23 protein-coding genes and 2 pseudogenes are annotated in these 24,777 nt (G+C 63.5%); 17 read left to right on the top strand and 8 right to left on the bottom strand.

All coding sequences use genetic code 11. From position 1 onward, the window contains the following. Positions 1–71: 71 nt before the first annotated feature. Complete coding sequence (locus tag KI241_RS23875; protein WP_047736345.1) at positions 72–527, bottom strand: MaoC family dehydratase; 456 nt, start codon at positions 525–527, stop codon at positions 72–74. 350 nt (positions 528–877) lie between these two features. On the opposite strand from KI241_RS23875, the gene KI241_RS23870 reads away from it, so the two are divergent. The 3 genes from KI241_RS23870 to KI241_RS23860 are packed head-to-tail and all read left to right on the top strand — an operon-like array spanning position 878 to position 2,557. Next, entirely contained in the window at positions 878–1,243 is a 366-nt protein-coding gene (locus tag KI241_RS23870) for a CidA/LrgA family protein (RefSeq protein WP_042730306.1), read from the top strand. Next, complete coding sequence (locus tag KI241_RS23865; protein WP_212803062.1) at positions 1,240–1,956, top strand: LrgB family protein; 717 nt, start codon at positions 1,240–1,242, stop codon at positions 1,954–1,956. The genes KI241_RS23870 and KI241_RS23865 overlap by 4 nt, the downstream gene beginning before the upstream one ends. A gap of 10 nt (positions 1,957–1,966) precedes the next feature. Beyond that, on the top strand, positions 1,967–2,557 hold the full coding sequence (locus tag KI241_RS23860) for an LON peptidase substrate-binding domain-containing protein (RefSeq protein ID WP_042730304.1): 591 nt from the start codon (positions 1,967–1,969) through the stop codon (positions 2,555–2,557). Between the two features lie 36 nt (positions 2,558–2,593). Here KI241_RS23860 and KI241_RS23855 read toward each other — a convergent pair whose 3' ends face one another. Both KI241_RS23855 and KI241_RS23850 read right to left on the bottom strand, forming a co-directional pair. Continuing rightward, a complete protein-coding gene (locus KI241_RS23855; RefSeq protein ID WP_042730303.1) occupies positions 2,594–3,910 on the bottom strand; it encodes a bifunctional DedA family/phosphatase PAP2 family protein in 1,317 nt (438 codons plus the stop codon). Between the two features lie 197 nt (positions 3,911–4,107). Then, positions 4,108–4,793: pseudogene (locus KI241_RS23850) on the bottom strand (DNA-3-methyladenine glycosylase). 197 nt (positions 4,794–4,990) lie between these two features. Between KI241_RS23850 and KI241_RS23845 the strand changes: the two are divergent. The 14 genes and pseudogenes from KI241_RS23845 (at position 4,991) to KI241_RS23780 (ending at position 18,168) form a co-directional block, all read left to right on the top strand. After that, entirely contained in the window at positions 4,991–6,262 is a 1,272-nt protein-coding gene (locus KI241_RS23845; protein ID WP_212803061.1) for a glutamate-5-semialdehyde dehydrogenase, read from the top strand. Between the two features lie 28 nt (positions 6,263–6,290). After that, positions 6,291–6,965, top strand: a complete 675-nt coding sequence (nadD, locus tag KI241_RS23840) for a nicotinate-nucleotide adenylyltransferase (RefSeq protein ID WP_042730309.1) — start codon at positions 6,291–6,293, stop codon at positions 6,963–6,965. A gap of 71 nt (positions 6,966–7,036) precedes the next feature. After that, on the top strand, positions 7,037–7,531 hold the full coding sequence (gene rsfS / locus KI241_RS23835) for a ribosome silencing factor (RefSeq protein ID WP_042730300.1): 495 nt from the start codon (positions 7,037–7,039) through the stop codon (positions 7,529–7,531). A 9-nt stretch (positions 7,532–7,540) separates the two neighbouring features. Continuing rightward, positions 7,541–8,008, top strand: coding sequence for a 23S rRNA (pseudouridine(1915)-N(3))-methyltransferase RlmH (rlmH, locus tag KI241_RS23830; protein ID WP_003185785.1), 468 nt, complete (start codon positions 7,541–7,543; stop codon positions 8,006–8,008). Positions 8,009–8,017: 9 nt separating this feature from the next. Further along, positions 8,018–9,913, top strand: coding sequence for a penicillin-binding protein 2 (gene mrdA / locus KI241_RS23825; protein WP_042730299.1), 1,896 nt, complete (start codon positions 8,018–8,020; stop codon positions 9,911–9,913). 31 nt (positions 9,914–9,944) lie between these two features. Next, positions 9,945–11,048 carry a rod shape-determining protein RodA gene (gene rodA / locus KI241_RS23820; protein WP_042730308.1) on the top strand — a complete coding sequence of 368 codons (1,104 nt, stop codon included), beginning with the start codon at positions 9,945–9,947 and terminating at the stop codon, positions 11,046–11,048. A gap of 17 nt (positions 11,049–11,065) precedes the next feature. Beyond that, on the top strand, positions 11,066–12,076 hold the full coding sequence (gene mltB, locus KI241_RS23815; RefSeq protein ID WP_042730298.1) for a lytic murein transglycosylase B: 1,011 nt from the start codon (positions 11,066–11,068) through the stop codon (positions 12,074–12,076). Further along, a complete protein-coding gene (locus KI241_RS23810) occupies positions 12,076–13,101 on the top strand; it encodes a septal ring lytic transglycosylase RlpA family protein (RefSeq protein WP_042730297.1) in 1,026 nt (341 codons plus the stop codon). The genes mltB and KI241_RS23810 overlap by 1 nt, the downstream gene beginning before the upstream one ends. Before the next feature lie 169 nt (positions 13,102–13,270). Continuing rightward, positions 13,271–14,428 (top strand): D-alanyl-D-alanine carboxypeptidase family protein, encoded by a 1,158-nt coding sequence (locus KI241_RS23805; protein ID WP_042730296.1) that lies wholly within the window; start codon positions 13,271–13,273, stop codon positions 14,426–14,428. An 82-nt stretch (positions 14,429–14,510) separates the two neighbouring features. After that, positions 14,511–14,786: a DUF493 domain-containing protein gene (locus KI241_RS23800; protein WP_042730295.1), complete on the top strand. Its 276-nt coding sequence runs from the start codon at positions 14,511–14,513 to the stop codon at positions 14,784–14,786. Continuing rightward, entirely contained in the window at positions 14,786–15,433 is a 648-nt protein-coding gene (gene lipB / locus KI241_RS23795) for a lipoyl(octanoyl) transferase LipB (protein WP_042730294.1), read from the top strand. Before KI241_RS23800 ends, lipB begins: the two co-directional genes overlap by 1 nt. A 1-nt stretch (position 15,434) precedes the next feature. Continuing rightward, entirely contained in the window at positions 15,435–16,457 is a 1,023-nt protein-coding gene (gene lipA, locus KI241_RS23790) for a lipoyl synthase (protein WP_042730293.1), read from the top strand. A 201-nt stretch (positions 16,458–16,658) separates the two neighbouring features. Beyond that, on the top strand, positions 16,659–17,015 hold the full coding sequence (locus tag KI241_RS23785) for a hypothetical protein (protein WP_212803905.1): 357 nt from the start codon (positions 16,659–16,661) through the stop codon (positions 17,013–17,015). 220 nt (positions 17,016–17,235) lie between these two features. Beyond that, positions 17,236–18,168: pseudogene (locus KI241_RS23780) on the top strand (LD-carboxypeptidase). A gap of 132 nt (positions 18,169–18,300) precedes the next feature. Here KI241_RS23780 and KI241_RS23775 read toward each other — a convergent pair. From KI241_RS23775 to leuS, 5 genes are all read right to left on the bottom strand, one after another. After that, positions 18,301–19,623, bottom strand: coding sequence for a lytic murein transglycosylase (locus KI241_RS23775; RefSeq protein WP_047736341.1), 1,323 nt, complete (start codon positions 19,621–19,623; stop codon positions 18,301–18,303). Positions 19,624–19,694: 71 nt separating this feature from the next. Continuing rightward, positions 19,695–19,859, bottom strand: coding sequence for an alternative ribosome rescue factor ArfA (gene arfA / locus KI241_RS23770; RefSeq protein WP_030140368.1), 165 nt, complete (start codon positions 19,857–19,859; stop codon positions 19,695–19,697). Positions 19,860–20,092: 233 nt separating this feature from the next. Further along, positions 20,093–21,130, bottom strand: a complete 1,038-nt coding sequence (gene holA / locus KI241_RS23765; protein ID WP_042732824.1) for a DNA polymerase III subunit delta — start codon at positions 21,128–21,130, stop codon at positions 20,093–20,095. Positions 21,131–21,183: 53 nt separating this feature from the next. Beyond that, positions 21,184–21,789 (bottom strand): LPS assembly lipoprotein LptE, encoded by a 606-nt coding sequence (gene lptE / locus KI241_RS23760; protein WP_042732825.1) that lies wholly within the window; start codon positions 21,787–21,789, stop codon positions 21,184–21,186. 90 nt (positions 21,790–21,879) lie between these two features. Further along, complete coding sequence (gene leuS, locus KI241_RS23755) at positions 21,880–24,486, bottom strand: leucine--tRNA ligase (protein ID WP_123579646.1); 2,607 nt, start codon at positions 24,484–24,486, stop codon at positions 21,880–21,882. Positions 24,487–24,777: the final 291 nt, after the last annotated feature.

Raw genomic sequence — 24,777 nt, 5'->3', positions numbered from 1 at the left:
CCGCAGCTGCACCCTCTGGATACAGAGAAGCGATGCGAAACAGCCCTGGGCGGTTTCGCAACCGCGAAGGTCTACACGAAGCAGAGCGACAGTGGCTCGGCGATGTAGGCGGGTTTTTCCGAACCTTCGATTTCCAGCGTGGCGGTGGCCTTGAGCAGCCATTGACCGGGCTTCTTCTCGGTGACGTCCACCAGTTCGACCTTGAGCCGGACCTTGGAATCGACTTTCACCGGCTGGATGAAACGCACGCTGTCGAGCCCATAGTTGACGACCATCTTCACGCCCTCGGGCAGGATCAGGATGTCTTCCATCAGCTTGGGCATCAGCGACAACGACAGGAAACCGTGGGCGATGGTGCTGCCAAACGGGGTTTGCGCGGCCTTGACCGGGTCGACGTGGATGAACTGAAAGTCGCCAGTGGCTTCGGCGAACAGGTTGATGCGGTCCTGGTCGATGGTAAGCCAATCGGAACGTCCAAGTTCCTTGCCGACATAATCTTTGAGCGCTGCAACGGGGACGTAGGGCATTGAGACTCTCCTTGGGTTCATCGGTATTGTCTTTTTCTGGAGCGGGGACTTGCGCCCCCGGAGAACCACTGTAGATCAACATGGCACGCACGTAAGGTCACCGACCATGCTTTTTACGAATGCCGACCCATAGCGCGGGCATGCTTATAATGCGGGCGCATTCTTTGCGATTCCGTTCACTTGACGTGCGCGTTCGATTCCGTGGCGAGGGGGCTTGCTCCCGCTTGAGTGCGCAGCACTCATAAAATGGGGCCGCTGCGCAGCCCAGCGGGAGCAGGCTCCCTCGCCACACCGTCACGTCGTGAGCCGAGTTGGCGCGTTCATTGGATCTGTTGCAGGGGAGAGAGCGGATGTTGCTACGGGGCCTGACCTGGCTGGTGCTGTTCCAATTGCTGGGCACTGCGATCAATCATTTGTTCCTGCCGGTGTTGCCCGGGCCCATCGTGGGGTTGCTGCTGTTGTTGGGCTACCTGATCATGCGCGGCGAAGTCAGTGAGCCGCTGAGCCTGGCCGCCGGCAGCCTGTTGCGCTACTTGCCGTTGTTGCTGGTCCCGCCGGCAGTGGGGGTGATGGTCTATGCGCGGGCCATCGCGGCCGATTTCTGGGCCATCGTCGGTGCATTGACCTTGTCGTTGATCCTGTCCGTGGCCCTGACCGGGGTGCTGATGCAGCGCCTGGCACGGCGTCACGTCGCCGCGGCGGAGGAGAGCGAATGATCCTCGACTGGCAAGGCGCCTGGACCTCGGTGATCCATCATCCGCTGTTCGGCATCGGCATCACCCTGGGCGCCTATCAACTGGTATTGGCGGCGTTCGAAAAGACCCGTTGGGTGTTCCTGCAGCCGGTGCTGATGTCGATGGTGCTGCTGATCGGCGTGCTGGTCGGTTGCGGCATTGGTTACGCCGAATACCGCAAGAGCACTGAAATCCTCAGCATCCTGCTGGGGCCGGCCACGGTCGCCCTGGCGGTGCCGTTGTATTTGAACCTGCGGCGGATCCGCCAATTGTTCTGGCCGATTTTTACTACGCTGGTGATAGCCGGGGTGGTCGCCACCGGCTCTGCGGTGCTGCTGGGCTGGGTGTTCGGCGCCGAGCACATGATTCTGATGACCATGGCGCCCAAGTCCGTGACCTCGCCGATCGCCATGCTGGTGGCCGAGCAGATTGGCGGCATGGCGGCCATGGCGGCGGTGTTCGTCTTGATCACGGGCGTGCTTGGGGCGATTCTGGGCCCGAGCATCCTCAACGGGTTGAAGGTGCACAGCCCCGAGGCCCGCGGTATGGCCCTGGGATTGGCGGCCCATGCGGTGGGCACGTCCGTGGCCTTGCAGGAAAGCGAAGAGTCCGGCGCTTTTGCGGCGCTGGCGATGAGTCTGATGGGCGTAGCCACGGCGGTGTTGCTGCCGTTGGTGGTGTCGATGACAGTCTAAGGAACTGGTTATGAGCTTGCCGCTTTTCCCGTTGAACACTGTGTTGTTCCCCGGTTGCATCCTCGATTTGCAGATTTTCGAGGCGCGCTACCTCGACATGATCGGCCGCTGCATGAAAAAAGGCGAAGGGTTCGGAGTGGTGTGCATCCTCGATGGCGAGGAAGTGGGCTTTGCCCCGGAAGGTTATGCGCGGGTGGGCTGCGAGGCGCTGATCACCGACTTTTCCCAGCAGGACAACGGCCTGTTGGGCATCCGCGTGAAGGGCGGGCGGCGTTTTATTGTGCATGGCAGCAGCGTCCAGGCGGATCAGTTGACGGTCGCCGATGTCGAGTGGCTGGAGGACGAGCCGGAGCAACCGCTGCAGGACGAGGACGCTGACCTGGTGGCGTTGCTCAAGGCCCTGGCCGAGCACCCGATGGTCGAAGCCTTGAACATGGGCACCGAAGCGACCGGCCAGCAATCGCTGGCCAACCAGCTGGCCTATCTGTTGCCGTTCAACGAACTGGACAAGATCGACCTGCTGCAACTCGATGACCCACAGCAGCGCCTGGATGCGATCCAGGCCTTGCTCGATGAGTTGCAGGGCGAACTCTTCGCCTGACCCCACACGGATCTCCAGTGCTCATTGGTCCGCCGCTCAGTAGGCATACCGTAGCAGGCCATGGGGCAGGTGCCGGAAGCTGAAGAAGCTGAACGCGGCCACCATCGCCGGCAGGATCAGCCACCAGATTTTCGGCGGCATGGCCGGTAGCGGTGCCTGGCGCTGGCTCAGCCACAGGACGGCGGCGCAGACACAGGCGGCGAGCATGGCGCCGGCGATGATGTCGCTCGGCCAATGAGCACCGAGATAAACCCGCGACAAGGCAATCGCCAGCGCCGGCAGGCAGCCCAGCAGCAGCCAGGTCAGGCGCAGGCGGGGCGGTTGGCCGCGACCGGCCAGGACGGCCAGCGCTAGGAACAGCGCGAACGCACCAGAGGCATGGCCGCTGGGCATGCTGTAGCTGGTCAGTGGGTCGGTGAGAATTTCTGGGCGCACACGGGCGAAGAAGTGCTTGCTGCCGGTATTGGCCAGGGAGGTGAGCAGCATCGTGCCGCCGGCGAAGATTGCCTGCCGCCATTGGCGCGCCAATAACAGCAGGCCGGTCAGCAGGGAGCTGAAGATCAGCATGAAGTGGAATTCGCCGATCAGCGTGAAGGTCACGGCGATTTCGTCCAGCGTCGGGCTGCGGTGCTCCTGGACCAGCGTCATCAACCCCTGGTCGAAGGCTGTGAGGTAGCGAAAGCCGATGAACAGGCCGATCAGGATCACCAGGCCCAGGCCGGCAATCAGCGCGGTGGCATGCCGGTGACGGCGCATGCTGCTGTTGACGCTCAGGCCGATCATCACCGCGATGCTGCCGACCACCACCCCGGCCTGTGGCCAGAAACCTTCGGGCAGTGGCAGGCGGAACGCCGCGCCGGTGGCCCAGCCGGGCAGCAGGTACGCCACGGTCCAGCCGGAGGCGGCCAGCAGGCTGACGGCGGCGAAGCGCGGGAACGGCATGTCACACATCCCGGCCACCATCGGCAGCATCGGCCTGAGTGGGCCGATGAAGCGCCCCACCAGCAGGCTGGCGATGCCGTAGCGCTGGAAGTAGCTCTCGGCCGCGTTCATCCATTCCGGGTGGTGCCGCAGCCCTGGCAGACGCCGGATGTTCTGGTGGAAGTGGCGGCCGAGGAAATACGACACCAGGTCCCCCAGCAAGCCGCCGAGCAACCCCAGCAGCAGCGTCTCGCCCAGCGACAGCGCACCGCTGCCGGCCAGCACCGCGATCGCGAACAACAACACCGTGCCCGGCACGATCAACCCGGCAATCGCCAGGCATTCCACGCAGGCGACGATGAACACCGCCACCGCCAGCCATTGCGGATTGACACTCAGCCAGCCGGTGATGCTATCGAGCCATTGGCTCATAAGAACAACTCCATCGAAGATTGATCGGCATGCACCGAACCCCCTGTGGGATTCTGTTGTGAACACAAAACCTGCGGTCACTGAAGATCAACTGTGGGAGCGAGCTTGCTCGCGATTACGGTGTGTCAGTCAACATCCATTCAGTTGACTCGACGCTATCGCGAGCAAGCTCGCTCCCACATGGTTGTGCGGTGTGTTTATGAAAGCAAAAAATAATCGCGACCTTCGACCTGTCCGCGTCGCAGCGGGTTCCGGGTGCACCAGGGGCATAGGCCGCATCGACGAAGCGGTAGGGCAGGTGCTCGTCGCGCCCTTGCGGGATCCCCAGGCGGGTGGTCTGGATGACATTGACCGTCGGCACATCGACATCTTCCACCAGCAGGCGCTCGGGGTCGAAGCGTTTGGCGTCCCATTCCGGCACTTTCAGCCCGAGAGCCTTGCACAGCAGGGTCTGGCCGGCGCAGAGCTTCTGCGGCGTGCGCGGCTGGCCCTGGGCGTCGGGGTTGTTCAGCAGCATCTGCGCCAGGCTCGCCGGGCCGGAGACGGCATCGACCCACGGATAGGCCGACTTGATCAGCACGGCATTGCCTGGGCCCTGGGCGCTGAAGTTCAGCGAATCACCGCCCCGGGCGTAATACATATAGATGTGGCCGCCATCCAGAAACAAAGCCTTACGTTTTTCCGTGTAGCCGAGCGAGGCGTGGCTGCCTTTTTCGGCGAAGTAATACGCTTCGGTCTCGATGATCCGCGCGCTGAGCCACAGGTCCCCGACCTTGTGGCGGATGACCTTGCCCAGCAGGTCCCGGGCAAGCACTTGGGCGTCGCGATCGAAAAAGCCGTGGGGCAGGGCCTTGGGCTGGGGCGAAGGGGTTGGATCGGTCATGGCGATAGACGCAGTGAGGCCAAAGGAAGGGCGATGATAGCAATGCGAAGCTTAATCACCACTGAACACGCACGTGAACCGCGGCTGTCGGCGTCTTTTTGATCCTCCGCCGGTCACCGCTGTGAGTCCATGCTGTTAGTCGAGGGTTACGACAGCTATAATCTGCCGCTTTCCTCACCGCCAAGACCACACAGACCATGACTGAGTCCGTTCTTGACTACATGACCCGCCTGGGTCGCGCCGCTCGCGACGCGTCGCGCATCATCGGCCGTGCCAGCACCGCGCAGAAGAACCGCGCCCTGCAAGCCGCCGCCAATGCGCTGGACGCCGCTCGCGCCGAGTTGTCCGCCGCCAACGAACTGGACCTGGCCGCCGGCCGGGCCAATGGCCTGGAGCCGGCGATGCTCGAACGTCTGGCGCTGACCCCGGCCCGCATCGACGGCATGATCGTCGGCTTGCGTCAGGTCGCGGCATTGCCGGACCCGGTCGGCGCGATCCGCGACATGAGCTACCGGCCGTCGGGCATCCAGGTGGGCAAGATGCGCGTGCCGCTGGGTGTGGTCGGGATCATCTACGAGTCGCGGCCGAACGTGACCATCGACGCCGCGAGCCTGTGCCTGAAGTCGGGTAACGCGACCATCCTGCGCGGCGGTTCCGAGGCGATTCATTCCAACCGTGCCATCGCCGCCTGCATCCAGCGCGGTCTGGCCGAGGCCGATCTGCCGGCCGCCGTGGTGCAAGTGGTGGAGACCACCGACCGCGCCGCCGTCGGCGCGTTGATCAGCATGCCCGAGTTCGTCGACGTCATCGTCCCGCGCGGTGGCAAGGGCCTGATCGAGCGGATCAGCCGTGACGCCCGCGTGCCGGTGATCAAGCATCTGGACGGCATCTGCCACGTCTACGTCAGTGCCCACGCCGAGTTGCCGAAGGCCCAGCGCATTGCCTTCAATGCCAAGACCTACCGTTATGGCATCTGTGGCGCGATGGAAACCCTGCTGGTGGACCAGGCCGTGGCCCAGGCCTTCCTGCCGGCGATGGCGGCCCAGTTCCGCGAAAAAGGCGTCGAACTGCGTGGGTGCGAGCGCACCCGGGCGATCATCGAGGCGGTGGCCGCCACCGAGCAGGACTGGGACACCGAATACCTGGCGCCGATCCTGTCGATCCGCGTGGTCGACGGGCTGGACCAGGCCATCGAGCACATCAATCGCCACGGCTCCCATCACACCGACGCCATCGTCAGCGAGCACCAGGGCGAAGCCCGGCGCTTCGTCGCCGAGGTGGACTCGGCCTCGGTGATGATCAACACCCCGACCTGCTTCGCCGACGGTTTCGAATACGGATTGGGTGCCGAGATCGGCATTTCTACTGATAAGCTGCACGCCCGCGGCCCGGTGGGCCTCGAAGGCCTGACCTGCGAGAAGTACATCGTGGTGGGCGACGGCCAGTTGCGCGGGCAGGAGCCGGCCTGACTTGGGCGACCTTGACGCACTGGCCCCTATGACTAAGACCGCTGTGACGGCGACCACCGCGCCAAAGCGCATCGGCATCCTGGGCGGCACGTTCGACCCGGTGCACATCGGCCATTTGCGCGGTGCGCTGGAAGTGGCCGATGCCCTGGGCCTCGATGAGCTACGCCTGACGCCCAGCGCCAGGCCGCCTCATCGGGAGATGCCGAGGGTTTCGGCGCAAGACCGTTTGGCGATGGTCGAGTGCGCGGTGGCCGGTGTGGCGCCGTTGGTCGTGGACGCCCGTGAATTGCTGCGGGACAAGCCGTCCTACTCCATTGACACCCTGGAGCTGATGCGCGCCGAACTGGCCGCCGATGCCCAGGTTTTTCTGCTTCTGGGCTGGGACGCATTTTGCGGCCTGCCCACTTGGCACCGCTGGGAAGAGTTGCTCCAGCATTGCCACATCCTGGTGCTGCAACGCCCGGATGCCGACAGCGAGCCGCCGGATGCCTTGCGCAACCTGCTGGCGGCACGCTCGGTGAGCGACCCGCTGGCCCTGAAAGGGCCGAGCGGACAGATTGCATTCGTCTGGCAGACGCCGCTCGCGGTATCCGCCACCCAGATCCGTCAACTGCTGGCCAGCGGTAAGTCGGTACGTTTCCTGGTGCCCGACGCGGTCCTGGCCTACATCGATGCGCACGGGCTGTACCGTGCGTCGAACTGAAAGAGGCGCGCTTCAAGGCACGTGAATGCGTGTAGCGAAGCGCCCGAACACATGAGCAAAACGAGTTTTATATGACTGACAAAGACGTAAGCAAAGTTAAGCGCAAGGGCACGTTCAAGAGCGCCCCGCTGCCGGTAGAGGCCCACGTGGGCGCCGCATTGGCCGGCGAAGAGCTGGTCAAGGTGTCCGTTGCCGCCCTGGAAGACGTCAAGGCCCAGGACATCCAGGTGATCGACGTCCGTGACAAGCAGAGCATCACCGACTTCATGATCATCGCCACCGGTACCTCCAACCGCCAGATCGGCGCGATGCTGGACAAGGTCCGCGAAGCGGTCAAGGCCCAGGGCGTCAAGCCGCTGGGTGAAGAAGGCAAGGGCGACAGCGACTGGGTCCTGCTGGACATGGATGACGTCATCGTGCACATGATGACCGCCTCGGCCCGCCAGTTCTATGACCTGGAGCGCCTGTGGGCCGGTGCCGAGCAGAGCCGTGCGGCGGATGCCCGTCACCACAGCCCGGAAAACACCCATGAGCACTTCACCAAGCTCAACAAAGACCAGCAGTAAGGGTTCGCTGTGCGACTGCGCCTGATCGCCGTCGGTTCCCGCATGCCCAAGTGGGTGGAAGAAGGCTGGCATGAGTATGCCAAGCGTCTTCCGTCCGAACTGGCGCTGGAACTGGTGGAAATTCCGCTCAATACCCGTGGCAAGAACGCCGACGTGGCGCGCTTCATCCGCCAGGAAGGCGAAGCCATGCTGGCCAAGGTCGGGCCGAACGAGCGGATCGTCACCCTCGAAGTCCATGGCAAGCCCTGGAGCACCGAGCAACTGGCGGTGGAGCTCGATCGCTGGCGGCTGGATTCGCGCACGGTCAATTTCATGGTCGGCGGCCCCGAAGGGCTGGCGCCGGAAGTCTGTGCCCGGGCCGACCAACGCTGGTCGTTGTCGCCGTTGACGTTGCCGCATCCGCTGGTGCGGATCCTGATCGGCGAACAGTTGTACCGTGCCTGGACAGTCCTGTCCGGACACCCTTACCACAAGTAATCCTGCCCCATGCCTCAGCCGATCCGCATCAAGGACCACGAAAAAGACGCCCGCCTGGTACGGGGCCGCGTCGTGTTCGGCGCCATCACGGTGGTGACGCTGATCGGGGTGCTGATCGCGCGGTTGTACTTCCTCCAGGTGATCCAGTACGAGTACCACTCGACCCTGTCGGAAAACAACCGGGTGCACGTGCAGCCGATTCCGCCGACCCGTGGGCTGATCTTCGACCGCAATGGCGTGGTGGTGGCGGACAACCGTCCCAGCTTCAGCCTGAGCATGACCCGCGAGCGCTCCGGCGACTGGCAGCAGGTGCTCGACGTGATCGTCGAAGTGCTGCAACTGACCCCCGAGGACCGGGCGATCTTCGAGAAGCGCATGCGCCAGGGGCGCCGGCCGTTCGAGCCGGTGCCGATCCTGTTCGAGCTGACCGAGGAGCAGATCGCCCTGATCGCCGTGAACCAGTTCCGCCTGCCCGGCGTCGAGGTGGTGGCGCAACTGGTGCGGCATTATCCCCAGGGGCCGCACTTTGCCCACTCGGTCGGCTACATGGGGCGAATCAACGAGAAAGAGCTCAAGACCCTCGACCCGGTCAACTACAGCGGCACCCACCACATCGGCAAGACCGGTATCGAACGTTTCTACGAGCCCGAGCTGCACGGCCAGGTGGGTTACGAAGAAGTCGAGACCAATGCCCGTGGCCGGGTACTGCGGGTGCTCAAGCGCACCGACCCGATCCCCGGCAAGGACATCGTCCTGAGCCTGGACATCAAGCTGCAGGAGGCCGCCGAAGCGGCGCTGGGCGGGCGCCGGGGCGCCGTGGTGGCGCTGGATCCGAATACCGGCGAGGTCCTGGCGATGGTCAGCCAGCCGAGTTTCGACCCGAACCTGTTCGTGACCGGCATCAGCTTCAAGGCCTACGCCGAGCTGCGCGACTCCATCGACCGGCCGCTGTTCAACCGGGTGCTGCGCGGCCTCTATCCGCCGGGCTCGACCATCAAGCCGGCCGTGGCGATTGCCGGGCTGGATTCCGGCGTGGTGACGGCGTCGAGCCGCGTCTACGACCCGGGCTACTACATGCTGCCCAACTACGACCACAAGTACCGCAACTGGAACCGTACCGGCGACGGTTACGTGGACCTGGAAACGGCGATCATGCGGTCCAACGACACCTATTTCTATGACCTGGCCCACAAGCTGGGGATCGATCGGCTGTCGTCCTACATGAACAAGTTCGGCATCGGCCAGAAAGTCTCCCTGGACATGTTCGAAGAGTCCCCCGGCCTGATGCCGTCCCGGGAATGGAAGCGCGCCACCCGGCGCCAGGCCTGGTTCCCCGGCGAAACCCTGATCCTGGGGATCGGCCAGGGCTACATGCAGGCCACGCCTTTGCAACTGGCCCAGGCCACCGCGCTGGTGGCGAGCAAGGGCAAGTGGTATCGCCCGCACCTGGCCAAGACCATCGAAGGCCAGAAGCCGGTGGACCCGAACCCGATGCCGGACATCATCCTGCACAATCCGTCGGACTGGCAGAAGGTCAACAACGGCATGCAGCAGGTGATGCACGGGGCTCGCGGCACGGCGCGCAAGGCGGCCATCGGTTCGCCGTACCGCATCGCCGGCAAGAGTGGTACGGCCCAGGTGGTCGCGATCAAGCAGGGTGAGAAGTACGACCGCTCCAAGGTCCAGGAGCGCCACCGCGACCACGCCCTGTTCGTCGGCTTTGCCCCGGCCGACAACCCGAAAATCGTCGTGGCGGTGATGGTCGAGAACGGTGAGTCGGGCTCCGGTGTCGCCGCGCCCGTGGTGCGCCAGGTGATGGACGCCTGGTTGCTGGACGAGCACGGCCAGCTCAAGCCCGAGTACGCAAGCCCCATCACTGCGGAGGCTACGGCCCGTGAAGAATAATTTCGACCGCATCCTCTCCAGCGAAGATGTGATGCGCCGTCGTGCCACCCTGTTGCAGCGCATGCACATCGATGGCCCCCTGCTGATCCTGCTGCTGACCCTGGCCGCCGGCAGCCTGTTCGTGCTGTATTCGGCCAGCGGCAAAAGCTGGGACTTGCTGGCCAAGCAGGCCACCTCGTTCGGCATCGGCCTGGTGTCGATGATCGTCATTGCCCAGTTGGAGCCGCGTTTCATGGCGCGCTGGGTGCCGTTGGCCTACGTGATCGGCGTCAGCCTGCTGGTGGTGGTGGACGTGATGGGCCACAACGCCATGGGCGCGACCCGCTGGATCAACATCCCCGGGGTGATTCGCTTCCAGCCCTCGGAATTCCTGAAGATCATCATGCCGGCGACCATCGCCTGGTACCTGTCCAAGCGCACCTTGCCGCCCCAGCTCAAGCACGTGTGCATCAGCCTGTTGCTGATCGGGATCCCGTTCATCCTGATCGTGCGCCAGCCAGACCTCGGCACCTCGCTGCTGATCCTGGCCGGCGGCGCCTTCGTGCTGTTCATGGGCGGCTTGCGCTGGCGCTGGATCCTCAGCGTGGTCGCCGCGGCGGTGCCGGTGTCGGTGGCGATGTGGTACTTCGTCATGCACGACTACCAGAAGCAACGCGTCCTGACGTTCCTCGACCCCGAGAGCGACCCGCTGGGCACCGGCTGGAACATCATCCAGTCCAAGGCCGCCATCGGTTCCGGCGGGGTATTCGGCAAAGGCTGGCTCATGGGGACCCAGTCGCACCTGGACTTTTTGCCGGAGAGCCACACCGACTTCATCATCGCGGTGATGGGCGAGGAGTTCGGCCTGGTGGGCATTTGCGTGCTGCTGCTGATCTACCTGCTGCTGATCGGCCGAGGGCTGGTGATCACCGCCCAGGCCCAGACGCTGTTCGGCAAGTTGCTGGCGGGCAGCCTGACCATGACGTTTTTTGTGTATGTTTTCGTCAACATCGGTATGGTCAGTGGCCTGTTGCCGGTGGTAGGGGTGCCGTTGCCCTTCATTAGCTACGGAGGAACTTCGCTGGTGACACTACTGTCAGCGTTTGGGGTTTTGATGTCGATCCATACCCATCGCAAGTGGATCGCACAGGTTTGAATAAGGTGAAGAGTTCAATGCAAGCAATGCGTGGCTGGTCGACGCGATATGCGCCGTGGATCGGCCTGGTGGGCTTTCTCGGTGGCACGCCGCCGGTCCTGGCGGGCGAGTACGAAGGCTCGCCCCAAGTGGCCGAGTTCGTCGGCGAGATGACCCGCGACTACGGTTTCGCCGGGGAACAGCTGATGGGCGTGTTCCGCGAAGCCGAGCGCAAGCAGTCGATCCTGGATGCCATTTCCCGGCCTGCCGAACGGGTCAAGCAATGGAGCGAATACCGGCCGATGTTCATCACCGAGGCCCGTATCGCCCGGGGCGTGGACTTCTGGCGCCAGCACGAAGCCGCGCTGGCCCGTGCCGAGCAGGAGTACGGCGTGCCGGCCCAGATCATCGTCTCCATCATTGGTGTCGAGACCTTTTTTGGCCGCAATACCGGCAATTTCCGGGTGATCGACGCGCTGTCGACCCTGGGCTTCGATTACCCACCACGCGCCGAGTTCTTCCGCAAGGAGCTGCGTGAGTTCCTGCTGCTGGCCCGCGAGGAACAGGTCGACCCGTTGACCCTCAAGGGTTCCTACGCCGGGGCGATGGGCCTGCCGCAATTCATGCCCAGCAGCTTCCGCGCCTACGCGGTGGACTTCGACGGCGACGGCCACATCAATATCTGGACCAACCCCACCGATGCCATCGGCAGTGTTGCCAGCTATTTCAAGCGTCACGGCTGGGAAGCCGGCCAGCCGGTGGTCAGTCGCGCCGACGTGCGTGGCGACCAGGTGGACGAAGGCCTGACCGAAGGCATCGAGCCGACGAAAACCGTCGGGGAGTTGCGGGCGTTGGGCTGGTCGAGTCATGATGCGCTGCGTGACGACATGCCGGTCACCGCGATGCGCCTGGAAGGCGAGCAGGGCCCCGAATACTGGATGGGCCTGAAGAATTTCTACGCGATTACGCGTTATAACCGCAGCGTGATGTACGCCATGGCCGTATATCAGCTGTCTGAAGAGCTGGTCAAAGCACGGGGCGTCAAATAATGCGGGCATTGCCTACCTATCAACCCCTGAAAGCCAAGCCCCTCAAGCTCGTGGCGTTGGCTGCGCTGTCGCTGCTGGTCGTCAGCTGTTCGACCAGCCGCGCGCCGGCGCAGAAAAACTCCACCGCCGTGCGCTCGGCACCGGGGCTGGATATCAACCGTGCCCACAAGGACGGTGCGCCATGGTGGGACGTCGATGTCTCGCGCATCCCCGACGCCACCCCGACCCTGCACACCGGCCCCTACAAGGCCAACCCCTACACCGTGCTGGGCAAGACCTATTTCCCGATGGCCGACTCCAAGCGCTACGTCGCCTCGGGCACGGCATCCTGGTATGGCACCAAGTTCCACGGCCAGAACACTGCCAATGGCGAGGTGTATGACCTGTACGGTATGAGCGCGGCCCACAAGACGCTGCCGCTGCCCAGCTACGTGCGGGTGACCAACCTGGACAACAACAAGAGCGTGATCCTGCGGGTCAATGACCGCGGGCCGTTCTATTCCGACCGCATCATCGACCTGTCGTATGCGGCGGCGAAAAAGCTCGGTTACGCTGAAATCGGCACCGCACGGGTCAAGGTCGAGGGCATCGACCCGCAGGAATGGTGGGCCCAACGTGGCCGTCCGGCGCCTTTGATGCTCAACGAGCCAAAAGTGGCGCAAAATGCCGCGCCGACCGTAACCGCTTCCACCGGTACGGTCGAACAGTGGACGCCACCGCCGCAGCAGCACGCGGCGGCCGTAGTGCCGGTGCAGTTGGAAGCAAAAAAAAACGCTTCTGCAACAGCGTCTGGCCAGTATCTGCAGGTGGGCGCGTTCGCCAACCCGGACGCTGCCGAACTGCTCCGGTCCAAGCTCAGCTCGATGGTGAGCGCCCCGGTGTTCATCAGCTCGATCGTGCGCAACCAGCAGACCCTGCATCGGGTGCGCCTGGGGCCGATCGGTTCTCCGGGTGAGGTCCAGCAGGTGCAGAACAGTGTGCGCCTGGCCAATCTCGGTTCGCCGAGCCTGGTCACCGCCGAGTGATTGATTGACGGCCCGCTTGCGGTTCGAGCGGGTCGGGTTGTTGGCTCCATGAATAACAAAAGCCCGGCAAGGGCTGTGAGTGAGCAACTTAAATACGCGGCAGCCCGTCAAGAAGGCTGCTTGTAAGTATTGCCTCCGGGCAGTTTCCATTAGCGACTTCGAGAGACGGATGAACATCACCACCTTTGCCAAACGCCTTTGCCTGCTAGTCCCGCTGCTGCTTTCACCTGCCGCGTTCGCGGTCGAGATGATGCCATCGCCGCCACAATTGGCCGCCAAGTCCTATGTGCTCATGGATGCCAGCAGCGGCAACGTGCTGGTGGAGAACAATGGTGACCAGCGCCTGCCACCGGCCAGCCTGACCAAGCTGATGACCGCCTACATCGCCACCCTGGAAATCCGTCGCGGCCAGATCGGTGAAAACGATCCGGTGACCGTCAGCGAGAACGCCTGGCGTACCGGCGGTTCGCGGATGTTCATCAAGGTGGGCTCGCAAGTGACCGTCAGCGACCTGCTGCACGGCATCATCATCCAATCCGGCAACGACGCCAGCGTCGCCCTGGCCGAGCACATTGCCGGCAGCGAAGATGCGTTCGCCGACATGATGAACAAGACCGTGGCCGATCTGGGCATGACCAACAGCCACTTCATGAACCCGACCGGCCTGCCGAACCCCGAGCACTACTCGTCGGCTCACGACATGGCCATCCTGGCACGGGCGATCATCCACGAAGACCCGGCGCACTACGCCATCTACTCCCAGAAGGAGTTCTTCTGGAACGGTATCAAGCAGCCTAACCGCAACCTGCTGCTGTGGCGCGACAAGACCGTCGATGGCCTGAAGACCGGTCACACCGACGAGGCCGGCTACTGCATGGTGTCCTCGGCCGTGCGTGACGGCATGCGCCTGATCGCGGTGGTCTTCGGCACCAGCAGCGAAGTGGCCCGTGCCGCCGAAACCCAGAAGCTTCTGACCTACGGTTTCCGCTTCTTCGAAACCCAGACCTTCTACCAGAAGGGCACCGAGCTGGCCCAGGCCCAGGTCTGGAAAGGCACCAGCAGCCAGGTGAAGGCCGGTCTGGCCCAGGACCTGACCATGACTCTGCCTAAAGGCCAGCTCAAGAAGCTCGCTGCCAGCATGACCATGAACCCGCAACTGACCGCACCTATCGCCAAGGGCGACGTGATCGGTAAAGTCGAAGTCAAACTGGACGACAAGGTGGTGCACAGCGCCGACCTGATCGCGCTGGACGCGGTCGAGGAAGGTGGTATCTTCCGCCGCATGTGGGATAGCATCCGTCTATTCTTCTACGGCTTGTTCAACTGATTCCAGCTGTTGACCTGCATGGCCCCGTTCCGATCCGGTGCGGGGCCATGTTCGTTACCCGGGCTTACGAGGCCGTTACGCCATGACAGACCCAGAAGTAAAGGCTCCAAAAATCGAATTCCCCTGCGCGGATTACCCGATCAAGGTGATCGGCGACACCGGCGTGGGCTTCAAGGACAAGATCATCGCGATCCTTGAGAAACATGCGACCGTTGACCTCAAGACCCTGGCCGAGCGCCAGAGCACCAACGGCAAGTACACGACGATCCAGTTGCACATCCTGGCCACCGGCCAGGAACAGCTCTACGACATCAACAGCGAACTGCGGGCGACCGGTTTCGTACACATGGTGTTGTGATGCCGGGCACGCTGGGTTTTCGCGAACTGGGCCAAATGGCCTATGAGCCGGTCTGGCACGCGATGCAACGCTTTACCAACGAACGGGGCAACACCGCCGACGATGAAGTCTGGCTGGTGGAGCATCCGCCGGTGTTCACCCAGGGCCAGGCCGGCAAGGCCGAGCACCTGTTGCTGCCGGGCGATATCCCGGTGGTGAAGGTCGACCGCGGCGGCCAGGTGACCTACCATGGTCCCGGCCAACTGGTCGCCTACCTGTTGCTGGATGTGCGCAAGCTGGGGTTCGGCGTGCGCGAGCTGGTCACCCGCATGGAGACCTGCCTCATCGAGCTGCTGGCCAGCTACGGCGTGATGGCCGCGGCCAAGCCGGATGCGCCGGGGGTCTACGTCGACGGGGCCAAGATCGCCTCCCTGGGGCTGCGGATCCGCCACGGTTGCTCGTTTCATGGCCTGGCCTTGAACGTGGACATGGACCTTGAACCGTTTCGACGGATTAATCCCTGTGGCTATGCGGGGCTGGCGATGACCCAGTTGCGCGATCACGCAGGATCGATTGAATTTGCCGAGGTAAGTGCCCGGCTGCGCGCGCAGCTCGTCAAACACCTCGACTACGCTGAGCAGACGACCCTCACGGGCGGAATCGACTGATATGACTACTGATGCAGTGCAAACCATAATCCCGACGCAGGATGTTACCGAGCGTCCGGCCCCGCGTGCCAAGGTCGAGGCCGGCGTCAAGCTGCGCGGCGCCGAGAAGGTTGCACGCATCCCGGTCAAGATTATCCCCACCACCGAACTGCCGAAGAAACCCGACTGGATTCGCGTGCGCATCCCGGTTTCCCCGGAGGTCGACCGTATCAAGGCGCTGCTGCGCAAGCACAAGCTGCACAGTGTCTGTGAAGAGGCGTCCTGCCCGAACCTGGGCGAGTGCTTCTCCGGTGGCACCGCCACGTTCATGATCATGGGTGACATCTGCACCCGTCGCTGCCCCTTCTGCGACGTCGGCCATGGCCGGCCGAAGCCACTGGACGCGAGCGAGCCGGAAAACCTGGCCGTGGCCATTGCCGATCTGAAACTCAAGTACGTGGTCATCACTTCGGTGGACCGCGACGACCTGCGTGACGGCGGCGCCCAGCACTTCGCCGACTGCATCCGCGAGATCCGCAAACTGTCGCCGAACGTGCAGCTCGAAACCCTGGTGCCCGACTACCGTGGCCGCATGGACATCGCCCTGGAGATCACCGCCGCCGAGCCGCCGGATGTGTTCAACCACAACCTGGAAACCGTACCGCGCCTGTACAAGGCTGCGCGTCCGGGCTCGGACTACCAGTGGTCGCTGACCTTGCTGCAACGCTTCAAGCAGATGATGCCGCACATTCCGACCAAGTCCGGGCTGATGCTGGGCCTGGGTGAGACCGACGATGAGGTCATCGAGGTCATGAAGCGCATGCGTGAGCATGACATCGACATGCTGACCCTGGGGCAGTACCTGCAGCCTTCGCGTAGTCACCTGCCGGTGCAGCGTTTTGTGCATCCGGATACCTTTGCCTGGTTTGCCGAGGAGGGGTACAAGATGGGGTTCAAGAATGTGGCTTCGGGGCCGTTGGTGCGGTCTTCGTATCATGCGGATGAGCAGGCGAAGTTGGTCAAGGCGGAGCTGTTGGGGAGCTGATTTAGCCGGTTTTGGTGGGGCTGTGTGTATATCCGTTTTTTGTGTAACGGCTACTTAGGGTTCCGCCCTTACGGCGGGTTACTTTTGGCAAACGCCCCAAAAGTAACCAAAAGGTCTTCGCCCCACCACTCGGTGCCTCGCCTAGGCTCGGCATGCCTGAACGAAGGCATTGCTCCGCGGGCCCGCCGCGAAGGGCCATCCATGGCCCAGCGCGGCTACCTCGGCATCCATGCCGAGGTGCCCACTGCGCAATACCTTCGTTCAGCCATCGTGGTTAATGGGGCGCAAGATCAAGATCAAGAGCAAAATCAAAAGCGAAGCAGTCTGGTGGCTGGTCTGTTTTGGGCGGTTCTGCATCCTTACAACGCTGTGGGTCTGGGCCGTGGAGCAAAGCTTGCTCGCGATGGCGGTGGATCAGCTACACACATGCTGAGCGTGCCCTCGCTTTGCTTTGCTTTGCTTTGCTTTGCTTTTGACTTTGATCTGAACGCCCCATCGACCACGCTGGCCGAACGCAGGCATTGCGCAGTGGGCAACCCGGCATGGATGCCGGGTTAGCCGCGCTGGGCCATGGATGGCCCTTCGCGGCGGGCTCACGGAGCAATGCCGGAGTGAGGGAACACCTCGCCTAGGCGAGGTGCCGAGTGGTGGGGCACAGCGTTTTTGGTTACTTTTTTGGCGTTTGAAAAAAGTGACCCGCCGTAAGGGCGGAACCATAAGTGGTCGTGACAAAAAAAAACGGATATACACACTAAGCAAGCCGACAAACCGGAAGCCCATGGACACCCTAACCCCTCATCACCCCGTCCCAGCCCTCCCCCCAAAGGCCTGATCGCCCTGATCGCCCCCGCCGGCCCCGCCCCCTGGACACGGAAAAAGCCATCCAATGGATGCGCGCAAGAGGGCACGAACTGCGAATATTCCCAGGCGTCTACGAAAAGCAAAACTACCTGGCCGGCAGTGACGAGGTACGGCTCAACGATCTGCATGCGGCCTTCGCCGACCCTGAAGTCAGCGCCATCATCTGCCTGCGCGGCGGCTACGGCACCCCACGCTTGCTCGATCGCATCGATTACGACCTGTTGCGGCGCAACCCCAAGCCTTTCGTTGGCTACAGCGACATCACCGCGCTGCACCTGGCCATCAACCGTTATGCCGGATTCGTGACCTTTCACGGACCGTTGCTCAATGCCGATCTGTTGGGCGACAAACAACCCCCGACCGTCACCTCGTTTTTCAGCCTGTTGCATGGGCAGTTGAAGGCGGGCAGTGTGCTGAGTCATCCCGAGGCCTATCCATTGACCACCGTCCAGCCCGGCATCGCCCATGGGCGTTTGCTGGGGGCAACCTTTCGATCATTGCCGCGACCATGGGCACGCCTTACCAGATCGACGCAGACGGTGTGATCCTGCTCATTGAGGACGTCAACGAGCCGCTGTATCGCATTGATCGGTTGCTGACCCAGTTGCGCCTGGCTGGCACGTTGGCCAAGTTGCGCGGCGTGCTGGTGGGGGATGTGGCCGGGGTGGAGGTCGAAGCGTTGAATCGCCTGCTCAAGCAGACCTTCGAGCCGTTGCGCATTCCGGTGCTGTCCGGTTGGCGCAGTGGGCATTGCGATCCGAACCTGACCTTGCCGATGGGCGCATTGGTGAGGCTGGATGCGGGGGAGAAGCGGTTGGTGCTGGAGCAGGATGTGGTGGTTACACGCTAATCCTGCGTCGTCTGCGACTCAGTCTTCGCGAGCAAGCCCGCTCCCACAGGTTGATCGTGTGTCCATGAAAGAACGCGGTCCCTGTGGGAGCGGGCTTGCTCGCGAAAGCGGCAGTGGCCATCAAGACAGTCTTCAGCGGTTACGCAACGCGTCCAGCAATTGATGCGTCGGATACCCATCCGCCGGCCAGCCGAGTGACTGCTGGGCGCTGCGGATTGCCTTGCGGGTGTTGGCGCCGATGATGCCGTCGGGGGTGCCGGCGTCGTATTGATGCGTGCTCAGCAAGGTCTGCAGTTCGATGCGTTCGCTGCGACTCAGCGGCAGGTCATCCTTGGGCCACTGGCCGTACACCAGCCCCGCACCGGTGAAACGCCCTGACAACAAGCCCACCGCCAGCGCGTACGACGAGGAGTTGTTGTACTTGAGGATGGCGCGGAAGTTGTCGAACACCAGGAACGCCGGGCCGCGATGGCCGGCGGGCAGCAGCAGGGCCGCCGGCAATTGCCGTTCACCCGGGGGAATCGGCATGCCGTCGTAGGTGGAAACCCCCAGGCGTACCCATTCGGAGAAGGGTTTGCGGGTCGTGCCGTCGGCCAGGGCGTAGTCGAACCCCTTTTCCAACTCTACCTCGTACCCCCACGGCTGGCCGCGTTGCCAACCGGAGCTTTGCAGGTAGTGGGCGGTGGAGGCCAGGGCGTCGGTGGAACTGCCCCAGATGTCCCGGCGTCCGTCGCCGTCGAAATCCACCGCGTGGGTGTTGTACGTGGTGGGAATGAACTGGGTCTGGCCCATGGCGCCGGCCCAGGAGCCGAGCATTTTTTCCGGTGCGATATCGCCCTGTTGCAGGATTTGCAGGGCGGCGATCAGTTGCGCATGGGCAAAGCCCGGGCGTCGGCCTTCGTAGGCCAGGGTCGCCAGGGAGTTGATCACGGACTTGGTGCCCTGGAACTGGCCGAAGTTGCTTTCCATGCCCCACACCGCCACCAGCGCCTCGCGATCGACGCCGTAGCGTTGCTCGATACTTTGCAGCACTTGGGCGTTCTGCTGGATCAGTGCCTTGCCTTTGTTGACCCGCAGCGGCGACAGGGCGCCATCGAGGTATTCCCACACGGGGCGGGTGAATTCCGGCTGGCTGCGATCGGCCTTGATCACGCTCATGTCGGGGCTGACGCCAATGAACGCGCGATCGAACAGGTCGGGACGGATCCCGGCGGCCAAGGCGTCCTTGCGAAACCCGGCCTGCCATTCAGCGAAGGTCTGGGTGGGGACGATGTCCAGGTTTTCACCAGTGGGCACGACAGGCGGCACCACGGCCGGGGCGGTCACGGCGGGGATGGTCTGGAGCGGTTGGGCGTCGGCGGCGGTGGGTTTTTCAGCGCAGGCGACCAGCAGGGCGATGCTGGTGGCGGCAATCAGCTGGCGCAGGGGCAAGCGACGGGAAAGACAAAAGGGCATGCACGGGTCCAGAAATACAAATCAGGTGCTGACCTTAACATGCGAAAGGGCTGTAGGGCTTGTCCAGGTGTTCAAGCGGCCAGAAAGCAAGAAGCCTCCCAGTTGTCAGACTGGAAGGCTTCGCGGCGGTAGCTGCCCTTGCCCTTGGCGGGTCGTTCCTGGCGGCTGCGAAACAGCGGCTGGGCGACGATGGACTTGGCCTTGTTGGGGCCATGCCTGGATGGCTTTTTGCTCATGGTGGGATCTCTCATGGGGGAGGGTTGTGCGGGGCGAATCATGGGCCAGAGTTGGAGGGCTGTCCAGTCCCGGCAGGCCGGCGGAATGTGTGCAGCGTTTGCGACCAGCGCGCTTGTGTGGCGAGGGAGCTTGCTCCCGCTTGAGTGCGTAGCGCTCATCGCTTTTTTGGGATCGCTTCGCGATCCAGCGGGAGCAAGCTACCTCGCCACAAAAGCATCTGGCAAGGCGGTGTTTATTCAGCTGGAAGCGTCAGTCGCTGCCCGGCCATCAACAGCGACAACCGACTCAGGCTCATCCACGGCGAGCCAGCGGCCTGGCCCTTGATCTGCGCGTCGATGCGCTGCGCTTCGAGCAGCAGTTGTGCCCAGCGCGGCGCCGAGTAACGTTGCAGGGCCTTGCTCATCAGCGGCTTGCGTTTGTCCCATACGGGCGGGCGGGCCTGGCTGAAGGCCTTGTCCAGCGGTACACCCTGGCTGTACTGCAACGACAGGTTGGCCAGCAGGCGCAATTCCCGGGACAGCGCCCAGAGGATCACCGGTGGCTCGACGCCTTCGCCTCGCAAGCCTTCAAGCATGCGCAGGGCGTGGGCAGCCTCGCCGTTGAGGATCGCATCGGTCAGCCCGAAGACATCGAAGCGAGCGCTGTCGGCCACGGCGGCCTGCACCGTTTCCACGGTGATTTGTCCGCCTTCGGCCATCAGCTTGAGCTTTTCGATTTCCTGGGCCGCGGCCAGCAGGTTGCCTTCGACGCGGGCGGCAATCAGCTCCACCGCGTCCTGGCTGGCCGAGAGGCCGGCCTGGGACAGGCGTTGGCGGATCCAGCTCGGCAGTTGGCTGACATCCACCGGCCAGATCTGCACGAACTGGGTTTGCTGACCCTCCACCAGGGCCTTGCCCCATTTGGTCTTCTGCGCACTGCCATCGAGTTTCGGCAGGTTGATGAGCAGGACCGTGTCCTCGGCAGGCCGCGAGCAATACTCGATCAGCGCGGCGGCGCCTTTGTCGCCAGGTTTACCGGACGGCAGGCGCAGCTCCAGCAGGCGCTTTTCTGCGAACAGGGACATGCTCGCCCCGGCCAGCAGCAGGCTGCCCCAATCGAAATTGGCGTCGGCGGCGAACACCTGGCGTTCGTCGAACCCTTGCTGGCGAGCGGCACTGCGGATGGCGTCGGCAGCTTCCTGGCACAGCAATGGGTCATCGCCACTGATGATGTAGACCGGCGCGAGGGCGCCTTGCAGGTGCTTGCCGAGTTGGGCGGGGGCCAGTTTCATGGAATGCAGCTCATGAGCGCAGATGGGCGGGGCGCCGGAGCACCCCGCACGGCTTATTCAGCCGGGACTTCCAGAGGCGACTGCTGCGGTGTTTCCGCCTCCGCCTTGCGTGCCGCTTCCAGCGCGTCGGCTTCGGCCTTGGCGCGGGCGTCGGCGGTCTGTTGCAATTGCTCCAACTGGGCCGGGCTCAGGCGTTGCAGGCGCAGCATCATGCGCTGTACCAGCTCGCGACGCATTTCGCCACGCACCTGGGTCGATTCCTGGTCGGAGCCGGTGATGTTGTTGCCGTCGTGCAGGTAGACCTTCTGCACCTGGAGCTTGTCGTCCAGCAGCGACAGGTTGTTCTGGCCACGGATTTCATAGCTCAGCACGTTGGTCAGCTCGTATTCGGCCGAACGCCCGGCGCCGGCGTAGCTCAGGCTGCGCTGACTTTGCTGTTCATTGGTCAGCACCAGCTTGTAGGGCGCGCCGTTGTAGACCTTCACGCCACTGTTCTGGAGCGTGTCGCGCAGCATTTTCACGGTTTCGCCGTAGGCGTCCCGCGCACTGAGGTCCAGCTCCTTGATAGCCAGCTCGGTGGTGCCGGTGCCACGCAGCTGGAAGCCGCAGGCGCTCAACAGGACCGCCAGGCCCACGACCAGCAGATTACGTTTGATCATCTTGTTGCTCCCCTTGAAACCCTATGGGCCGACAACGCGGCCCCCCAGGTCATATTCGGCGCCCGGCCCGCGGCCAGGCGCCCGATCCAATTAGCTTGCGACGATGTTGACCAGTTTGCCGGGCACGACGATCACTTTGCGAATCGTCAGGCCATCGACGAAGCGCAGCACGTTCTCGTTGGCCCGTGCGGCGGCTTCGACTTCTTCGCGCGTTGCGCTGGCCGGCATGTCGATCTGGCCGCGCAGCTTGCCGTTGACCTGGATGACCAGGGTCAGGCTGTCCTGCACCAGCGCGGTTTCGTCCACCACCGGCCAGCGGGCGTCGATCACCGGGTCGGCGTGACCCAGTCGATTCCACAGCTCGTGGCTGATGTGCGGGGTGATCGGCGCCAGCAGCAGCGTCACCGCTTCCAGGCCTTCGTGGAGCAAGGCGCGATCCTGTCCGGTGGCTTGCGCGGCTTTTTCCAGGACATTCATCAACGTCATCACCTGGGCGATGGCGGTGTTGAATTTGTGGTTCTGGCCGACGTCATGGCTGGCCTGCTTGATGGCCAGGTGGATCGAGCGGCGAACGGCTTTCTGTTCGTCGTTCAGGCCGTTGACGTCCAGCTTGCCCGGCAGGCCCTGGGCCACGTGGGCCTGGGCCAGGCGCCAGACGCGCTTGAGGAAACGGTGCGAGCCCTCGACGCCGGAGTCGGACCATTCGGCGCTCATGTCGGGCGGCGAGGCGAACATCATGAACAGGCGGCAGGTGTCCGCGCCGAACTGGTCGATCATCGACTGTGGGTCGACGCCGTTGTTCTTCGACTTGGCCATCTTCTCGGTGCCGCCGATTTCCACCGGCAGGCCGTCTGCGATCAGCTTGGCGCTGATGACCTTGGCCTTGCTGTCGCGTTCGAGCTCGACATCGGCGGGGTTGAACCAGGTGTAGGCGCCGTTGGCTTCGCGACGATAATACGTCTCGGCGACCACCATGCCCTGGGTCAGCAGGTTCTTGAAGGGCTCGTTGGAGCTCACCAGGCCTTCGTCGCGCATCAGCTTGTGGAAGAAGCGCGCATACAGCAGGTGGAGAATGGCGTGTTCGATACCGCCGATGTACTGGTCCACTGGCAGCCAGTGGTCGGCGGCGGATTTTTCCACCAGGCCGCCTTCATGGTGCGGCGAGGCGTAGCGGGCGTAGTACCACGAGGACTCGACGAAGGTGTCCATGGTGTCGGTTTCGCGCTTGGCCGGTGCGCCGCATTTCGGGCAGCTGCATTCGTAGAACTCGGGCATGCGGGCCAGTGGTGAGCCGGCGCCGTCGGGCACGACGTCTTCCGGCAGGACCACGGGCAGTTGGTCTTCCGGCACCGGTACGTCGCCGCAGGTGCCGCAATGCACGATCGGGATCGGGCAGCCCCAGTAGCGCTGGCGGCTGATGCCCCAGTCGCGCAGGCGGAACTGGGTGCGGGAGGCACCGAGGTTCTTCTTGATCAGGGCCACTTCGATGGCGTCGAACGCACCCGCGAAATCCAGGCCGTTGAATTCACCGGAGTTGATCAGCTCGCCGTGTTCGCCGTAGGCGTCCTGCCACGGGGCCGGGGTCTGGTCGCCGGCGCTGGTGCGGACCACGGGCTTGACCGGCAGGTTGTACTTGTGGGCGAACTCGAAATCGCGTTCGTCGTGGGCCGGCACCGCCATGACGGCGCCATCGCCGTAATGCATCAGCACGTAGTTGGCGACCCACACCGGGAGTTTCTCGCCGGTCAGCGGGTGCTCGACGAACAGCGAGGTCGGCAGGCCTTTCTTCTCCTGGGTGGCGACGTCGGCTTCGGCGACGCTGCCGCCCTTGCATTCGGCAATGAACGCCTGCAGCGCGGGATCGTTCTGGGCCGCCAGGGTCGCCAGCGGGTGCTCGGCGGCCACGGCCACATAGGTGGCGCCCATCAGGGTGTCCGGACGGGTGGTGAAGACCTTCAGGGTGCCGGCTTCGCCAATCGAGGCGACGTCGTAGGGGAACTGCACTTCCATGCCCCGGGACTTGCCGATCCAGTTGCGCTGCATGGTCTTGACCTGTTCGGGCCAGCCGGTCAGCTCGTCGAGACTCTCCAGCAGTTCATCCGCGTAGGCGGTGATCTTGAAGTAGTACATCGGGATCTCGCGCTTTTCGATCAGCGCGCCGGAGCGCCAGCCGCGACCGTCGATCACTTGCTCGTTGGCCAGTACGGTCTGGTCCACCGGGTCCCAGTTCACGGTGCCATTCTTGCGATAGATCACGCCTTTTTCGAACAGGCGGGTGAACAGCCACTGCTCCCAACGGTAGTAGTCGGGCTTGCAGGTGGTGACCTCGCGGGACCAGTCCACCGCCAGGCCCAGGCTGCGCAGCTGGGACTTCATGTAGGCGATGTTTTCGTAGGTCCACTTGGCGGGGGCCACGTTGTTCTTCATCGCGGCGTTTTCCGCCGGCATGCCGAAGGCGTCCCAACCCATGGGTTGCAGGACGTTCTTGCCTTGCATGCGCTGGTAGCGGGAGATCACGTCGCCAATGGTGTAGTTGCGCACGTGCCCCATGTGCAGCTTGCCGCTGGGGTAAGGGAACATCGACAGGCAGTAGTAGGTCTCCTTGCCTGGCTGTTCACTGACTTCAAAGGACTTTTGCTCGTCCCAGAACGACTGGGCGGCGGCTTCGATTTCACGGGGCTGGTAGTGTTCGTGCATGGCTACTTTTGTACTGAATGGGGTGGCCCAATCCTCTTCGTTGCCATGCTGGACGCAGACGACGCCGTATGCGGCGTTCTCGATGCCCAGCCAAGCTGGAAGTGGAGTTACAGGAAGCGCCGTAGCATACATGACCGCGCTCTGCCGAGGGAAACCCTGATTGCATGCCGGCCATTGCCGACCACCGCCCGTGTCGGGCGTTCAGGGCCGTTGGTCGCGGCGTCCTGCCGGTTTGCCAAGCGAAGCTAAGCTTCTCAATGGGGAGTGAGTCTTATCTTCAATGAGGTGAGG

The sequence above is a fragment of the Pseudomonas sp. Cab53 genome, from assembly GCF_018325965.1.
GTDB lineage: Bacteria > Pseudomonadota > Gammaproteobacteria > Pseudomonadales > Pseudomonadaceae > Aquipseudomonas > Aquipseudomonas chlororaphis_E.
Note: the sequence above shows the minus strand (reverse complement) of the source record. Positions and strands in the feature narration are given on the sequence as shown.

Coding starts and splice junctions, on each gene's coding strand:
- KI241_RS23875 (WP_047736345.1), bottom strand. CDS start 527: ATGCCCTACGTCCCCGTTGCAGCGCTCAAAGATTATGTCGGCAAGGAA.
- KI241_RS23870 (WP_042730306.1), top strand. CDS start 878: ATGTTGCTACGGGGCCTGACCTGGCTGGTGCTGTTCCAATTGCTGGGC.
- KI241_RS23865 (WP_212803062.1), top strand. CDS start 1,240: ATGATCCTCGACTGGCAAGGCGCCTGGACCTCGGTGATCCATCATCCG.
- KI241_RS23860 (WP_042730304.1), top strand. CDS start 1,967: ATGAGCTTGCCGCTTTTCCCGTTGAACACTGTGTTGTTCCCCGGTTGC.
- KI241_RS23855 (WP_042730303.1), bottom strand. CDS start 3,910: ATGAGCCAATGGCTCGATAGCATCACCGGCTGGCTGAGTGTCAATCCG.
- KI241_RS23845 (WP_212803061.1), top strand. CDS start 4,991: ATGACTGAGTCCGTTCTTGACTACATGACCCGCCTGGGTCGCGCCGCT.
- nadD (WP_042730309.1), top strand. CDS start 6,291: ATGACTAAGACCGCTGTGACGGCGACCACCGCGCCAAAGCGCATCGGC.
- rsfS (WP_042730300.1), top strand. CDS start 7,037: ATGACTGACAAAGACGTAAGCAAAGTTAAGCGCAAGGGCACGTTCAAG.
- mrdA (WP_042730299.1), top strand. CDS start 8,018: ATGCCTCAGCCGATCCGCATCAAGGACCACGAAAAAGACGCCCGCCTG.
- rodA (WP_042730308.1), top strand. CDS start 9,945: ATGCGCCGTCGTGCCACCCTGTTGCAGCGCATGCACATCGATGGCCCC.
- mltB (WP_042730298.1), top strand. CDS start 11,066: ATGCAAGCAATGCGTGGCTGGTCGACGCGATATGCGCCGTGGATCGGC.
- KI241_RS23810 (WP_042730297.1), top strand. CDS start 12,076: ATGCGGGCATTGCCTACCTATCAACCCCTGAAAGCCAAGCCCCTCAAG.
- KI241_RS23805 (WP_042730296.1), top strand. CDS start 13,271: ATGAACATCACCACCTTTGCCAAACGCCTTTGCCTGCTAGTCCCGCTG.
- KI241_RS23800 (WP_042730295.1), top strand. CDS start 14,511: ATGACAGACCCAGAAGTAAAGGCTCCAAAAATCGAATTCCCCTGCGCG.
- lipB (WP_042730294.1), top strand. CDS start 14,786: ATGCCGGGCACGCTGGGTTTTCGCGAACTGGGCCAAATGGCCTATGAG.
- lipA (WP_042730293.1), top strand. CDS start 15,435: ATGACTACTGATGCAGTGCAAACCATAATCCCGACGCAGGATGTTACC.
- KI241_RS23785 (WP_212803905.1), top strand. CDS start 16,659: ATGGCCCAGCGCGGCTACCTCGGCATCCATGCCGAGGTGCCCACTGCG.
- KI241_RS23775 (WP_047736341.1), bottom strand. CDS start 19,623: ATGCCCTTTTGTCTTTCCCGTCGCTTGCCCCTGCGCCAGCTGATTGCC.
- arfA (WP_030140368.1), bottom strand. CDS start 19,859: ATGAGCAAAAAGCCATCCAGGCATGGCCCCAACAAGGCCAAGTCCATC.
- holA (WP_042732824.1), bottom strand. CDS start 21,130: ATGAAACTGGCCCCCGCCCAACTCGGCAAGCACCTGCAAGGCGCCCTC.
- lptE (WP_042732825.1), bottom strand. CDS start 21,789: ATGATCAAACGTAATCTGCTGGTCGTGGGCCTGGCGGTCCTGTTGAGC.
- leuS (WP_123579646.1), bottom strand. CDS start 24,486: ATGCACGAACACTACCAGCCCCGTGAAATCGAAGCCGCCGCCCAGTCG.